The following is a 15,202-nucleotide window of genomic DNA, read 5'->3' on the forward strand; positions in this document are numbered from 1 at the left end:
TGGTTATGGAATTTCTGGTCATCCTGTTCATGATTGTTGCGGTGTTCTATGTGGTCATTCTTGCACCGGCCTTGGCTGCCCGCAAAGAAGCTCATAATTCCGGTTCATCTTATATACGCCCCGCCAGCAATCGAGCAATGAGCTATGCCGATCGGCCTAAAATGACTCCATTATTGGGCATTGAAATTTCGGCATCGCAACGGCGGCGTTTAGGCAGAGATGACCCCTCCGTCATTGCTGCCAGACTCTATCATCAACAAAAAGATCAATTTGCCAGTTTTCAGCAGGCCAGACCACAGCCTCATTCCCCTCACCACAAAGCACCAGTGCAAAGCAAACTCAATAAATTCTTTAATGACTTAATTGCGGATGAATCGACAACATCATCCCGGTATCCAAATCAATATTCGCAAACTCGTAACAACCGACCTGTCGCCCCGCTCTCTCCAGTTAAAACTAATCCTAAGCAGCCCCCACGTCGTCCCCAGCCACCTTACAGACCTTAAGCGGCCATTAAAAAAGGGCGATCTTCCATGGAATATCGCCCTTGTCTGTGCTTGTTGTAGCCACGTTTTGAATTTTTCTTTCGATCTACAAAAACCTGGCTTTTGTTGACTTCATGCATGTGTTTTGCCACAAAATTGTGGATCACTACCTGCTCGGCTGTTTTTTTCTTGGCCATCTTGCTCTCTATATAATTTGGAGGAAGGAGTGAGATAATTATAGGGCCGACTGACTAATTTTCAAGCATATTTGCCAATGCTTTTTCAAAAATAAAGCCCATTTAGCCAGGATTTTCTATATGCAAAAATGGGAGTTATAGCCAGAAAACACCCTTATTTCATTCATTATTTTTATGGGTTTCTTCAGCCCAACAAAACTCGATTAAAAAAACGTTTAAAATAAATCAGTTATAAAATTTATTTTAAACAATACTAGACTTCCGTCATAAATCAAAAAACGTACAATTTATTTGATCTTAAAGTAATCAGCAAAATTATTTAATTCAAGGGATAATCCTTGGATGAAATTCAAAGATATTCAAAAATTATCAGACGTTAAGTTTCGTAAGCTTACCGGTGTTAGTTGGGCTACATTTAACCTCATGTTGGCCGAGCTAAATAAGCAGTTACCTTATCATATTGGTAAAGGACGACCGCATAAATTACCGTTGGAAGATCGTTTGCTCTTATGTATAGAATATTGGAGAGAATATCGAACATTTTTCCATCTTGGTATGAGTTACGGTGTATCTGAAACGAGTGCAATTCGTATCACACGTGTTATTGAAGATACCTTAATCCGTTCTGGAAAATTTAACTTGCCAAAACAACTTCCTAATCGAGATGAAGTGGATTGGGAAGTTGTTGTGATTGATGCAACTGAAATATTAGTTCAACGTCCAAAAAAAACAGAAGAAATGGTATAGCGGTAAAAAAAGCGACATACTTTTAAATTTCAGCTATCTATGCACTATACAACAGGTGAAATACTGAGTGTCTGTGGAAGTCATGGAAGCATGCATGATTTTAAAATATTTAAAAAAAGCATGAGGAAATTAAAATTTAAGCCCTTTTTTATCGTTGATAAGGGGTATTTAGGGATAAAGAAATTGGGTTTTGGATGCCTCATGCCATCTAAAGCAAAGAAAACTGAAAAACTAGATTCTGAATTAAAAAAGTTAAATAAAGAGATTGGTCGTAGACGAATTCAAGTAGAGCATGTATTTGGAAGGATGAAATGTTTTAAGATTTTATCTTGTGTATATAGAAATCGTCGTAAACGATTAAACCTGCGGTTTAATTTACTTGCTGGCATATACAATTTAGATTGGGTGAAAGATAAACAATTAAATTGGTTAAAAAATGATTTATGAAGGAAGTCTACTATTCACTTATTATTTTTATCCTTTGATAAAAACATATTATCGACTTAGATATTGTTATTTTCGTTTAATCCCATTCATTATTCGAGTTATTCAAAATATATAGAATTTGATATTGTCACAGAGTGGAAAACCCGTTACTTTTTAAGAGTAACCATTTAATTTTCAACATTTTAAACTTTATTAAATTTAAAAATATTTTTTGAGTGAGCTCACTCAATTATACCCTGAATTCCGTTTTGTGCTGTAACACCCTTTATTTAAAGATATTGTAAATATAGCGAAACCTGATCTGATTAGCATATATCTCAATATTTTATGAATACTAGGTAAACGACATAAGATATTCAAAACTTGGAGAGGAAAGATGAGCCAAGATTTTAAAAAATGCCCTGTCACCCACCTGACCACTGAAGCTGGTGCCCCTGTGGTCGACAACCAGAACAGTATGACGGCAGGTGCGCGTGGACCTTTACTTGCCCAGGATTTATGGCTGAATGAAAAACTGGCCAACTTTGTCCGCGAAGTGATTCCAGAGCGTCGTATGCATGCCAAAGGTTCAGGTGCTTTTGGTACCTTTACCGTGACCAATGATATTACCCAATATAGCCGCGCTAAAATTTTCTCTGAAGTCGGCAAAAAAACCGAAATGTTTGCCCGTTTCTCAACAGTGGCGGGTGAACGTGGTGCGGCCGATGCGGAACGCGATATTCGCGGTTTTGCCTTAAAATTCTATACTGAAGAAGGCAACTGGGATCTGGTCGGCAATAACACCCCGGTGTTTTTCCTGCGGGATGCGCGCAAGTTCCCTGACCTGAATAAAGCAGTCAAACGCGACCCGAAAACCAACAAGCGCAGCGCCACCAATAACTGGGATTTCTGGACACTGTTGCCTGAAGCTTTGCATCAAGTGACCATTGTCATGTCCGACCGCGGGATTCCGACCGGTTACCGTCATATGCATGGTTTTGGCAGTCACACCTTCAGTTTTATCAATGCCAAAAATGAACGCTTCTGGGTAAAATTCCATATGCGTACCCAGCAAGGCATCCAGAACCTGACCGATGCTGAAGCTGCAGACTTGATCGCCAAAGACCGTGAAAGCAGCCAGACCGACCTGTTTGATGCCATCGAACGTGGTGACTATCCAAAATGGAAAATGTACGTTCAGATCATGCCGGAACTGGAAGCCGAAACAGTGCCTTATCATCCATTTGACCTGACCAAAGTCTGGCCAAAGGGCGATTATCCACTGATTGAAGTCGGTGAATTCGAACTGAACCGCAATCCGGAAAACTATTTCCAGGATGTAGAACAGGCTGCCTTTGCACCAAGCAATCTGGTGCCAGGCATCAGCTACTCACCGGACCGTATGTTACAGGCTCGTCTGGTCAACTATGCCGACGCAGCGCGTTACCGTGTAGGAGTAAATCATTCACAGGTTCCGGTTAATGCTGCACGTTGTCCTGTACATTCGAACCGCCGTGATGGTCAAGGCCGCATGGATGGCAACTATGGTTCATTGCCACATTACGAGCCGAACAGTTTCAGCCAGTGGCAAGAACAACCGGAATTCAGAGAACCGCCACTGAAAATCACCGGTGATGCCGATTTCTGGGATTTCCGTGAAGATGACAATGATTACTTCAGCCAGCCCCGTGCCCTGTTTAACCTGATGAATGACCAGCAGAAACAAGCTCTGTTTAATAACACGGCCGGAGCAATGGGTGATGCACTAGATTTCATCAAATACCGTCACATCCGCAACTGTTATAGCTGTGATCCAGCCTACGGCGAAGGCGTAGCACAAGCACTCGGCATGACCGTAGCAGATGCCCAAGCGGCACGTGAAACCGATCCAGCCAAAGGTTTGCCTAGCTTTCTCTAAGCCAGTTTAGACATGTATAGAAACCACCTTCGGGTGGTTTTTTATTGCGGCATCAAGCAATATAGAAGCAAGTCAGCACAAAAAGAAATACAACAATGCATCCGAATATTGAAGACATCATTCAACAACACGACATCGTTTTATTTGATGCTGTTTGCGGGATCTGCAATGGCTGGGCACGGTTTTTGATTCAATACGATAAGAAGATACAGTTTAAACTGGTTTCCGCCCAATCGCCTTTAGGTACGGCACTGCTCGAACATTATCAGATGCCAACCGAACATTACACCACGATGCTCGTCATTCAAGATGGTACACTCTATACGGAATCGACTGCCTTGCTGAAGGTGCTGCAACATCTCGGTTTTCCCTTTAATTTAATGAGCGCAGGTTATTTGGTTCCGCGTTTTATCCGGGATTTTCTGTATCGTGTGATTGCTTTAAATCGTTACAAGCTATTTGGTAAAACCGAGTATTGCCTGATTCCATCCAGCGAAAATAAACGCCACTTTCTGGAAGAAGCTATCCGTGACTCCTAAACCTGTATTCATACAATCACTTCGTACCATCCAGTTGACTTTGGCAATGCTCTGGCTCTATCAAGGACTCATTCCAAAAATCCTGTTCCAATCCCCAGCCGAAATTAGTATTTGGCAAAATATGGGTTTTGAGCTGGCACTGGCCAAGATCCTGGTTGGACTTTTCGGGGGATGTGAAATACTGTTTGGCTTATGCTTTCTGAAATGGAACCGATCTATATTTTTGCATGGATTGAATATTATTGGGCTTGCTGGATTATTGCTGCTCATTGTATTCACAGCACCTTTACAACTCACTGCAGCATTCAATCCTGTGGTGATGAATATCGCCATGTTGATGCTTTCTGTAGTGGCCATTCAACTCATGCAACAGGAACAGCTGGAAGTTTTTAAACAATAATCCGTTTGCCTTCACGTATGCAATAAAACGGATTAATCAACTTGGAAGAATGCTTGATGATCTCATGCAACTCATGTTCCGGTGCATCCCGGTCTTCATCCGTGAGCTGAAAAGTACGGTAATGAATCGCCAGTGAGCATTTGGCCTGCAAGTCATGATGGGCATGAAAGGCATCTTCCGGATTCATATGGATCGCGCGCATCAGTTCACGCGGTTCATACGCTCCTATCGGGAGTAAAGCAATTCGTGGCGCCCCCAGACGTTTACGGATTTCTTTAAAATGCGAGGCGTAGCCACTATCTCCAGCAAAGAAACAATGTTCCTTGCCATGTAATAAAGAAAAGCCTCCCCAAAGTGCACAGTTCTGATCGCGCATGCCGCGCCCTGAGGCATGTTGAGCCGGCGTATAGACAATCCGGATCTCTTCAAAAAAGGCATTTTCCCACCAGTCCATTTCATGCACGGTATAATGTTCTGGCAAATACCAGGCATTGCCCAGACCGGTATAAATCGGCATCTCAAAAGTGTTGTGCAGCCATTCCAGGCTGGCCAGATCCATATGATCATAATGGTTATGGCTGAGCAGTACGGCATCAATCTGGGGTAACTCATCCAGAGCAATGCCAGCCGGAATGACCCGCTGCGGCCCTGTGGAAGCCGATGGACTGGCATATTCAGCCCAGACCGGGTCGGTCAGAAAATTATAGGGGCCGATCTGTATTAATGTGGTGGCGTGACCAATAAACCAGACTTGCCAGTCATCCAGAGCTGCATCTGGACGCTGCTGTGGCAATGCGCGCGGACGAGAAAAAAACTCGGCACGTTCCTCGTCAAGATTAACATTCCAGGTCTTGGATTTTCGGGTAATGAGCCATTTATATAAATCAAAGCGACCGCGCGATAGAGAAGCATGCTCAAGATTACGAAACTGTTTTCCGTCGAAATGATCTGAATGCAGATACTCAAACACTGGCTTAGACCAGAGATGTTTCCAACTGGATTCCGTGATTAACTGGAATTTTTTAGTTTTGAGAAGATCTTGCATAAACATCCACTATTTATTATTCGCTATATGCAAGACAGCAACCTCTTGAAATGGTCAAGCGGTGCATCTTTTAATGAGCATACAAACTAAAAACAGGCACACTGCAACATAGTATGAAATCTGTCACAGAAAATCATGTATGTTTTTGTTATTTTTAGCAAAAAAATGGCATTTCATCAGCCTTATGGCTGGCTGAAGTCTGGGATTATCTAGAAAAATATTGCTCTTGTCCTTCTGTCTAAAAATACAAAATGATACTCAATATTTATAAGCTCATGCTGACAAAAGCATGTCTGCCCATTGATGATTTTATGATGAAATTCGCCATACCTCAGTATCATCACATCAATTGTGCGAGAAAGGCAAGTTGAGATCAAAATACCAACCTCAAGCGTTTTTTAGATCTTTATACACGACCTTGAGTTCGTTCCAGCCATACGACCTTGGTTTGGGGTTTCACAAATAAAGCAATAATTTCCGGGTGCAGCTGTTTAATCTGCGCTTCGATCCGGTTGACACAGGCTTCAATTTCATCAGAAGTTAAATCATCTTTAAATTCCAGACTCAATGATGCAATGACTTGCTGAGCACCCATCTGCTCAGTCAATACCCCATTGGCACTAAAAACTGCCGCATCCTGTTGAGCAATGTTCAATACATCTTCACGCAGTTTTGGATCTGCCGTTTCACCCAGTAACAAACCTTTGGTTTCACGTGCCAGAAACCAGGCAGATACTGCCAGCACGATACCAATTAAAATCGATGCGGCACCGTCCAATTCAGGAATATTCAGTTGATGCGCCAGAAAGATACCGACTAGAGCAATCACCAAGCCGACCAGGGCGGCAGTATCTTCAAATAACACGGTAAAGGTCGTTGGATCTTTACTGTGTCGAAAGGCTTCAAAATATCCCAGATTTCCCTTTTGTTTACGAAAGGTTTTTAAAGCCACTGACCATGAAAATCCTTCAAAAAGAATCGCCAGACCCAGCACAATATAATTGATCAATGGATCCTGCATGACTTCAGGCTGAAGAATATGCTGTATCCCTTGATAGATGGACACAATCGCACCTAGGGCAAAAACCATCAGTGCCACAATAAAGGCCCAAAAATACAGTTCACGCCCATAACCAAAAGGATGTTTGGCATTTGCCGGTTTTTCTGATTTTTTCATGCCATATAACAGTAAAATTTCATTCAAGGTATCTACTACGGAATGAATTGCCTCACTGAACATGGCAGAACTATTGGTTATATAGGACGCAACAAATTTCACCAGCGCAATCGCCAGATTACCAAACAGGGCTGCATAGACTACGATTTTATTGGATTCAGACATCCTGACACTGTCCTAAATAAGCTTGTGCAAGCTTGAATGATTTATGTATCAAAATCTTAATCATTTATTTTTGAAAGTTGTTTTACAAATTGTTGCTTAGTCGTGATCTCTCACGTTGTTGAATCACTTTACTCTCCACTAAAATAATAAAAGGGCTTTCGCCCTTTTGGTTTTTACAGTTTTAATGCTTGGAAAAATACTGCTCGCGCCACTCTTTCCAGAAATACATGATGATCCCGAACATCACCACAGCAATTCCCGCAAAAGCATGACTGCTGATAATTTCATGATTTAAGGTTGCTCCCAATACCAGAGCGATCACCGGCGTCATCACATTACTCAATGAAACGGTCGAAGCATTTAGACGGCGAATCAGCCAGAAATAACACAGCATTGCCACAATCGAAGACATGATCATGGTAAATACAAAACCGATCATTGCCTGTGTGCTAGGCAACTGAGTCGGCATATGTTGCCAGATAAATGGCACTAAAATGAGTGAAGCAGCCGCAGAGACCAACAATGAACCCGTCGCTTGCGACATCGGACTCAAGGGTGCACTGATCTGTTTAATCCAGAAGATTGAGCTGATATAAGACACCATACTGATCAGCATCAGCACCACCCCCGAGGGATTGATCTTGCTGTCTGCCGAGTCGGCAAAAACAAAACATAAACCGGCGACGGCCACTGCCATGCCGAGCCATTGCAGCCAGATCAGTTTATGGGTTTTTAAAATCATATGTCCGATCAAACCAGCGATCAGCGGTGAAAAACCAAAAATTAGTGCCATCAACCCTGAGGTTAAATAATTGGCTGCCAGATAAATAAACAGCTGCGCACCGATTAAATTCAAACTGCCTGCCAGATAACTTTTCATTGAAGTACGGTCAAAAGGCAGCGGGTCGCGCATGATCTTCAGCAGGAACAGTGCAATAACCGAGGCACCGAAATAGCGAATGATCAGCACCCACATCGGGTGAATCTCGGCCACGCTCCAGACAATCGCCAGTGGCGTTGCTGCCCAGATCAGTACCAATAAAGCGTAAATACTTGCCGTGACCGGCAATGATGATGAAGAACTCATAAGTCTCCTAAACGAGGCCAAGAAGTTCTGGATCAGCAACTTCAAAAATAGCGTATAGCGAATTCATGCTGAGATGAAGTTTTAATTTTTGATAAATTCATCAAGTTTCGTGCATAAAAAACAGACCTATGCAAAACATAGGTCTGTCCCAAGATATCTCAATACGACTTAAGCAATTTTGCGTAAGTCTTGCGCGATATCTAAATGTTTTTCAACATCAAACGCCGTATTTTTGCTGATCATTTTTTTCAAATGACGCATTTCTTTGGCTGCATTCACGGTAATCCCGCCAACGATCTGACCATCTGTCACACCATACATCACGAATGAATTATCTGCACCTTTGGCTGCATCCATTTCACCACGGATATGCCATTCAGCTGCGGCTATATCGCCAACAAACTGGAAGTTGATATTCAGTTGATCGGTCCAGAACCAGGCCGGATTGGCTTTCGGATGTTCCACACCCATCACGTGACGCGCAAAGATACCTGCCTGCAGGTTGGCATTTTCCCAGGTTTCCACACGGCGGTGATTGCCACAGTCACGTAACTGAGTCGCAACATCGCCTGCTGCATAAATATCAGCATTCGAGGTTTGGCAGTTTTCATTGACTTTAATCGCAACATCAACGTCCAGACCTGCATCTACGGCAAGCTGTGCATTTGGCACGATCCCGATCCCGTAAACTACAGCATCGGCACGCAGTTCTTCACCGCCTTCCAGCGTTACCACGACTTCTTCACCATCTAAACGGCAATCTGTAATCTTGGTTTCAAGACGCACATCGACCTGGTTTTGACGATGCTGCTCTAGCAGGAATTCGCTCAGGATTTGTGGTGAACAACGACCCATAACCATCGGACCCATTTCGATCACAGTCACCTGACAGTCTTTGTAACGTGCAGATGATGCCAACTCAAGACCAATCACGCCACCACCGATCAGGATGATACGGCGACCGGCTTGAAGTACAGGCACCAGTGCCTGTGAATCTTCCAAGTTACGCAGGGTATAGACGTGTTTGCCCAAAGCATCGAAATTAGGCAAACGGCGCGCGGCACCACCTGTTGCAAGCAAGAGCTTGTCGTAAGCAACAACATCACCGTTCAGGAGTTCAACCGTTTTCGCTTCGGCATTAATTTTCGCTACGCCATTGCCGCGAATCGTTTCTACGCCTAAATCTGCCAGTTTCTGTTCCGACAGGATTTCGATCTTGGTTTCTTCAGGTTTTAGAATCACATCTTTAGACAACGGTGGACGCTCATAAGGAAGATGGCTTTCATCACCAATTAAGGTAATTTTGCCTTCATACTTGTTGCCACGAAGTTCTAAAATTGCGCTCGCACCTGCCTGGCCAGCACCCACGATCACGATGTTGTTTACGTTGCTCATTTTCTTAACCTTTTAACTCTGCAGATACGATACCGAAGCCGGCAATCCATTCGCTGATGTCTTCATAGCAATGTGTGGTCATTTCATACTCACCCATTTCGCTTAAGGCAGCGAAGGCAGCCATCCAAGAACGGACTTCCTGACCACCACGACCACCATCATGGCGGATTTCAGCTTCAGTCATCGCTTCTAATATTGCAAAATCAGCATGCTTGAAGGTTTCTAGCAGGGCAATATCCCATTCAGCATTCAAAGGCACGGCAACTGACGTATCTCCTGCTGCCAGCTTTTGACCCACTGCAATAATCTTGGATTGACGTGCATGACGTGCTTCAGGCGTTGGATAACGACCTGCAATCAGGAACTCTTCCACTTCTGGTAGTACTGCACCCATTTGTGGTGTAGGTGGATCATGTGACAGACCACCGGTACCTAAAACAAGCACACGCTCGTTTTCAAGGTTTAAAAACTTGATGTATTGACCCACAGCACGGCCCAAAGCAATAGTACGTTTGGTGGTTGGCATCGGTGCTGCAGCGCCATTAATAAAAATTGGAATCGTTGGATAACGATCAAGTTTGCCTTCACACAGGAAATGTAAGGGCTGAGTCACGCCATGGTCGGCCTGCATACGGTATGAGTAGGCAACATCCACGCCTTCATCCAGTACACGTCGAACCAGATCTAATGCCTTGTCTTCAGGTACATCAATGTGGTCATTGTCTTTACCATAATCCCAGTCACCTGCAGCTTTGGCACGAATACCGACGCAGAAACTTGGCATCAGGTCATAGAAGAAACCATTAAAATGATCTGGACCAAAAGTGATGATCAGGGTTGGGTCGTAAGCTTTTACTTCAGCAGAGAGTTTTTCAAAAGCAGCACGAACTTTTTGCTTTTTTGATTGATCTTGAGGTGAAGCAAATTCCATTAAAGGACTGTGCGATGCACAAATAAGTTTAACGGCCATGAGAGACTCCTAGAAGGAAAGCAGCCCTGAGAGAAGAGGCTGCCGGTAAGTCCATTTGAATGAGACTAGATGTTTATTCGTCAAAGAAACCTGCACGTGGCTGACGTAGGCCACGAATACCTAGACCGCATTCTGCATTGATCAGAACACCAGTCAAAGGACGGTTGTTTTGACGAGATGCCAACAGCACGTATGAACCGGTCATATCTTCCGGTTCAGGCAAGAAATTCAGTGGCATGCCACGTGCAATTTTCTCAGGATCACGTGCATCGAGCAGGCCCACATTTTCCTGACCCAGCGATGCCGCACCTTTGATATTCACATTCATACCTGACGGTGCAACCGCGTTCACTCGTACTTTAGGCGCAAGCTCGTAAGCCAGTTCTTTCATAATCCCGACACCCGCATGCTTAGATGCAGTATATACAGGGCCTCCGCCAGCGGAGTACAGTGCCGAATTAGACAAAGTAAATATGATAGAACCTTCAGAAGCGATCAATGCATCCAGTGCAGCCTTCGCACCGAGGATCAGAGATTTGGTATTGATGCCCATAATCTCGTCAAAGGCTTTTTCTAGTTGCTCACCAGAGGTATTGACGATATCGGCATAGTGATCCCAAATACCGGCATTACCAACGAAACAATCGAGTTTACCGAAACGTTCCACAGTGGCTTGAACTGCACGAACGTTATCTGCATAGCTGGCTACATCACCTTCGATCGCAAGAACTTTTCCACCGAAGTGTTCGTTCAAGGCATCCACTTTCGCTTTTGAACGTTGAAGAACCGCAACTTGTGCACCTTCCTCAATAAAACGTTCAACCAAAGCCCAGCCTAAGCCTGAACCGCCCCCGGTAATAAGTGCAACTTCGCCTTGTAGCCAACCCATGTTTACTCTCCTGCCATCTCTACGAACAATTGACCATCTTCAACAATCACAGGGAAAGTCTTGATTGGATCAGTTGCAGGTAGACATAAAGCTTCACCTGTTTTCAAGCAGAAACGTGCTGAATGCAGTGGGCATTCAACCGTACCATCATCTTCAAGATAACCTTCAGACATAGAAGCATTACCATGTGAACAACGGTCATTCATGGCGAAGAATTCTCCGCCATTGTTGAACACTGCAAGCGCATCGATACCATTTACGCCGCAATCTACTTTTAGCGCTTCGCCTTCGTCCAATTCGTCAACTTGGCAAACAAAAATCTTATTCATTAGAAGAACACACTCAGGTTATGTGAACTGTAAGTAACTTGGTCAAGCGTGATCTTACGGTTGAAGATTTGGAAGCCTAAGCCACCTTCAACTTTACGGATCTTGTCATGACGTTTACCACAGTAAATCACGACGTCTTTCTCTTTCTGTGTACGGTATAACAAGTAAGTTACGTACACGTCGTATTCGCCTTCAACTTCAGTTGGCTCTACGATCACGTTGCTCACCATGTGGGTGGTACGTGATGGAGGCTCTTCAGCCCAAGCCATACCGGTTTCCAGACGCGCTACACGACGTTCTAAAAGATCTTTCGAATCGTTGAACACCCAAGTTGTAGGTGGTTCAACTGAACGACGACGGTCACGGGTTTGTGCGTTTGGTGTGGTACGTAGCGTGTAAGAAATATCTTCAGCTAACGTATCCAACCATTCGCGGAATTTCCAGTCGTCTAGCAATTTTGCTTCGCGATACAGGAACTGACTAATTTGGTGATGAAGTTCTAAGCTGATTTGACTCATTTCATAAGCTCCTTCTCATATTCGTCAGCTGCTTTTTCCACGTCTTCCCATTTTTCATGGATCAATAAATCTGCCCAGCGGCGGTACATACCACGTGCTGCAGTTTCAGAGAAAATGTAGTTGGTGATACCTGGGATACCATCTTCACGTACTTTTTCGTTGCCTTTACCCATTTCTATAATGAGTTTGTTTTGACGCGCTTTATAACCACGTAAAACTTTTTGGATCTCGATCCAGTTTTCAGAGTCATCTTGCTCCAGGAAACCGGCTGGACCAAAGGCACGCGTTGCAGAACGTTCAAATGCTTCTTTCACTTCTTGAGATGCTTCAGCATCAGCAATACAGAATGCCCACACTTCAGTTTTGTTTGGACCACGTGGGTGCCATACACGAAGTGTTGCAGTACCGTTCAACCAAGACAAAGTTGGGAACATGGTGTTGTGACCTGCGAGACGCAATGCACGAGTCTCGCCTAGGCGCTCTTTAACTTCGTCGTAAGTTTCACGGAAGTAGTTGGCAACTTCACCGTCAACCCATACGTTTGCGTCTGGTTTCTCTGTAAAGAAGAAGCCTGAACCGTGACCACGTGAACCGTACTGGATCGCGTCTTTGGCAGTTTCCCAAACTGGACGAGCAGTTTGCGCAGCACCTAATTTTTTAGATGATTCGTCATCTGGTTTTGCGCCCAATACTTGGATCGCAGAAGCGTGAGAGAACAAGGCGTGATATTGGTCAGATGCAAACTGTTCCGCTGCAAATTTCCAGTTACACTCGATTTCCCACTTGTGTACACCACCGATGATTTCAGTACCACCTGGACGACGGTCAACAACGCCATCTAAGTACCAAGCGATATCGCCCATGTATTCTTCTAGGTCAGGTGTGGTTTCATCCCAACAAGCAAATACCAGGCCTTTGTAAGACTTCACACGATTCACTTCAACCAGACCCCATTGCTCTTTACATGCACCATGTGGGTAAGCACGATCTTCCAGCGGGATGTCTTTTAGTGAACCGTCAATACCGTATGACCAGCCGTGGTATGGGCAAGTAAACGCACGTGTATTACCACAGTCTGCGAAGCTTACGCGCATAGAACGGTGACGGCACTGGTTCAAGAATGCTTTAATTGAGCCGTCTTTTTGACGTGCCACAATGATTGGATCTTCACCCATGTAGGTGTTGAAGAAATCACCAGCCTTAGGAATTTGGCTTTCATGGCAAAGGAATAACCAAGTACGACCGAAAACACGTTCGAGTTCTAATTCGTAAATGTCAGGATCTGTATAAATAGATGGCGTGATACGTCCATTTTGTGCATCGACTAAAGCATCGATTTCGCGCACATCAATTTTTCCACTCATGAAAAGCTCTCCTGTGACCTATCTTTGGCACAAAGTAATAGACTCAACTTTTCAACGATGATGGATTTGACAGCGTTTTTCGGGAAATATTTTTTTTGTTTCAATTAAGAGCTTAAAGCAATTATTAAGCACGTGAATTTTTATATTAAAACATCTATTAATCCCGCCAGAGCATTTAGTTTATGAATGGGAAAATAATCTTCACGACATAGTTGTTTATAGATTATACTTTGAGGAAATTATAGTAAGACATTTTTTGGATTACTCTTTGGGTTGATGACATGGAATTACGACACCTTCGCTACTTTATCACCGTTGCTGAAGAGCTCAATTTTAGTAAGGCAGCACTTAAACTTTATACGGCTCAACCCTCACTTAGCCAGCAAATCAAAGACCTGGAAGAAGATGTCGGGGTAAAGCTACTCAACCGGACCAAACGTAAAGTAGAGCTGACCGAAGAAGGCGCCGTATTCCTGGAACAGGCCCGTCTCACCCTTGCACAGGCGGACAAAGCCGTTGCCATGGCACGTCAGGTGTCACAGGCCAAACAGCAAATGCTCCGTATCGGTTTTGTACCGGTAGCCGAGATGAAAATCTTCCCCTATATCTTGCCAAATCTACGTGTACAGAACCCAGATTTAAAAATTGAACTGCTCAGCCTGAACAACAATGAGCAGATGCGTTTGTTAAAAAAAGGTGATCTAGATCTGACATTTACCCGTCATAATTTCAATAGTGATGAAATTGAAAGCCAGTTCGTGATTCGTGAACCGCTGATTTTTCTCCTGCCTAAAGATCACCCCTTAGCAAAATACGAAAGAATTCCTGTTAAAGCATTGAATGGTATTGATTTTATTATTCCATCAGCAGAGCAGTCCTTGACCCTGAACCAGGCTATTCTGGACTTTGCCAAAGCCAACGGCATTGAACTCAATATCGTGCAAAAGGCCGATAATATTTTATTTAATATCAACTCGATCGGAATGGGCCTAGGCTGTACCATTTTGCCTGGCTATATTGCACCACTAACCATGGATAATACCGTGATTCGTCCGCTGGACGTGGAGTTGCCCTATTTAGACCTGTATGTCAGCTACCATAAAAACAACAAATCCTATGTCGTGAGCAAATTTCTTGAGCTTTTGACCCGTGTGTTCTATCTGGATATTAACCGTAGCGAACAAAATTAATCCTATTTCTTCCCTGCATTAGGCATATTCCATTCAACTTATGATAGGCATGTGCTTTTTTTGTTTTATTATTTTATGCTTAAGAATCCATTTTTAATTCTATTTTATAATAAAGAATCTATTTCTGGCGCTTAAATTTGTCACTTGCCCTTGACCCAAATTGTGTATTTTTAGCTCTAAATGTACTGCATTTACCACTTAAGTCTAATAAAGTTTCATTCGGATTTTTCTCAGTTTAAATAGCTCAAACCTATAAAAATTATTAGATTTTTATATTTATTCAAATAAATGAGAATCAAACTCACTTAGGTGCGCTACCTTAAATATTTCCGATATAAAAAAGGATGACCAAAGCCATCCT

General features: G+C 43.4%; 17 protein-coding genes. 7 read left to right on the plus strand and 10 right to left on the minus strand.

Annotated elements, in window-relative coordinates:
* Positions 1–5 precede the first annotated feature (5 nt).
* On the plus strand, positions 6–506 hold the full coding sequence (locus NI464_RS00695; RefSeq protein ID WP_005245903.1) for a hypothetical protein: 501 nt from the start codon (positions 6–8) through the stop codon (positions 504–506).
* On the opposite strand, the gene NI464_RS00700 is transcribed toward NI464_RS00695, so the two are convergent.
* Positions 503–682 (minus strand): DUF7230 family protein, encoded by a 180-nt coding sequence (locus NI464_RS00700; RefSeq protein WP_004278505.1) that lies wholly within the window; start codon positions 680–682, stop codon positions 503–505. The genes NI464_RS00695 and NI464_RS00700 overlap by 4 nt on opposite strands.
* Before the next feature lie 342 nt (positions 683–1,024).
* Here NI464_RS00700 and NI464_RS00705 point away from each other — a divergent pair, with 342 nt between their 5' ends.
* The 5 genes from NI464_RS00705 (at position 1,025) to NI464_RS00725 (ending at position 4,712) form a co-directional block, all read left to right on the plus strand.
* Positions 1,025–1,429 (plus strand): transposase family protein, encoded by a 405-nt coding sequence (locus NI464_RS00705; protein ID WP_253137597.1) that lies wholly within the window; start codon positions 1,025–1,027, stop codon positions 1,427–1,429.
* A 39-nt stretch (positions 1,430–1,468) separates the two neighbouring features.
* Positions 1,469–1,876, plus strand: coding sequence for a transposase family protein (locus NI464_RS00710; RefSeq protein WP_079281087.1), 408 nt, complete (start codon positions 1,469–1,471; stop codon positions 1,874–1,876).
* A gap of 376 nt (positions 1,877–2,252) precedes the next feature.
* Positions 2,253–3,773, plus strand: a complete 1,521-nt coding sequence (locus tag NI464_RS00715) for a catalase (protein WP_253137598.1) — start codon at positions 2,253–2,255, stop codon at positions 3,771–3,773.
* A gap of 95 nt (positions 3,774–3,868) precedes the next feature.
* On the plus strand, positions 3,869–4,312 hold the full coding sequence (locus NI464_RS00720; protein ID WP_253137599.1) for a thiol-disulfide oxidoreductase DCC family protein: 444 nt from the start codon (positions 3,869–3,871) through the stop codon (positions 4,310–4,312).
* Positions 4,302–4,712, plus strand: coding sequence for a DoxX-like family protein (locus NI464_RS00725; protein ID WP_253137600.1), 411 nt, complete (start codon positions 4,302–4,304; stop codon positions 4,710–4,712). The genes NI464_RS00720 and NI464_RS00725 overlap by 11 nt, the downstream gene beginning before the upstream one ends.
* Here NI464_RS00725 and NI464_RS00730 read toward each other — a convergent pair.
* The 9 genes from NI464_RS00730 to hcaE all read right to left on the minus strand — a co-directional run bounded on the left by NI464_RS00730 (position 4,702) and on the right by hcaE (position 13,651).
* Positions 4,702–5,757 carry an MBL fold metallo-hydrolase gene (locus NI464_RS00730; RefSeq protein ID WP_005250593.1) on the minus strand — a complete coding sequence of 352 codons (1,056 nt, stop codon included), beginning with the start codon at positions 5,755–5,757 and terminating at the stop codon, positions 4,702–4,704. The genes NI464_RS00725 and NI464_RS00730 overlap by 11 nt on opposite strands.
* 406 nt (positions 5,758–6,163) lie before the next feature.
* Positions 6,164–7,099, minus strand: a complete 936-nt coding sequence (locus tag NI464_RS00735; RefSeq protein WP_253137601.1) for a cation diffusion facilitator family transporter — start codon at positions 7,097–7,099, stop codon at positions 6,164–6,166.
* A gap of 181 nt (positions 7,100–7,280) precedes the next feature.
* Positions 7,281–8,186 carry a DMT family transporter gene (locus tag NI464_RS00740; protein WP_253137602.1) on the minus strand — a complete coding sequence of 302 codons (906 nt, stop codon included), beginning with the start codon at positions 8,184–8,186 and terminating at the stop codon, positions 7,281–7,283.
* Positions 8,187–8,354: 168 nt separating this feature from the next.
* A complete protein-coding gene (gene hcaD, locus NI464_RS00745) occupies positions 8,355–9,581 on the minus strand; it encodes a 3-phenylpropionate/cinnamic acid dioxygenase ferredoxin--NAD(+) reductase subunit (RefSeq protein WP_253137603.1) in 1,227 nt (408 codons plus the stop codon).
* Between the two features lie 4 nt (positions 9,582–9,585).
* Complete coding sequence (locus tag NI464_RS00750) at positions 9,586–10,551, minus strand: 3-carboxyethylcatechol 2,3-dioxygenase (protein ID WP_253137604.1); 966 nt, start codon at positions 10,549–10,551, stop codon at positions 9,586–9,588.
* Positions 10,552–10,624: 73 nt separating this feature from the next.
* Complete coding sequence (gene hcaB, locus NI464_RS00755; protein WP_004278515.1) at positions 10,625–11,440, minus strand: 3-phenylpropionate-dihydrodiol/cinnamic acid-dihydrodiol dehydrogenase; 816 nt, start codon at positions 11,438–11,440, stop codon at positions 10,625–10,627.
* 2 nt (positions 11,441–11,442) lie between these two features.
* The gene (hcaC, locus tag NI464_RS00760) at positions 11,443–11,769 is read right to left on the minus strand and encodes a 3-phenylpropionate/cinnamic acid dioxygenase ferredoxin subunit (protein WP_005250582.1); all 327 of its coding nucleotides are present in this window, start codon (positions 11,767–11,769) and stop codon (positions 11,443–11,445) included.
* Complete coding sequence (gene hcaF / locus NI464_RS00765; RefSeq protein WP_191111986.1) at positions 11,769–12,287, minus strand: 3-phenylpropionate/cinnamic acid dioxygenase subunit beta; 519 nt, start codon at positions 12,285–12,287, stop codon at positions 11,769–11,771. The genes hcaC and hcaF overlap by 1 nt, the downstream gene beginning before the upstream one ends.
* Positions 12,284–13,651, minus strand: a complete 1,368-nt coding sequence (gene hcaE, locus NI464_RS00770) for a 3-phenylpropionate/cinnamic acid dioxygenase subunit alpha (RefSeq protein WP_253137605.1) — start codon at positions 13,649–13,651, stop codon at positions 12,284–12,286. The genes hcaF and hcaE overlap by 4 nt, the downstream gene beginning before the upstream one ends.
* Before the next feature lie 281 nt (positions 13,652–13,932).
* On the opposite strand from hcaE, the gene hcaR reads away from it, so the two are divergent.
* Complete coding sequence (gene hcaR, locus NI464_RS00775) at positions 13,933–14,841, plus strand: DNA-binding transcriptional regulator HcaR (RefSeq protein WP_044111817.1); 909 nt, start codon at positions 13,933–13,935, stop codon at positions 14,839–14,841.
* Positions 14,842–15,202 lie beyond the last annotated feature (361 nt).

The organism is Acinetobacter lwoffii, assembly GCF_024129685.1.
Taxonomy (GTDB): Bacteria; Pseudomonadota; Gammaproteobacteria; order Pseudomonadales; family Moraxellaceae; genus Acinetobacter; species Acinetobacter lwoffii_X.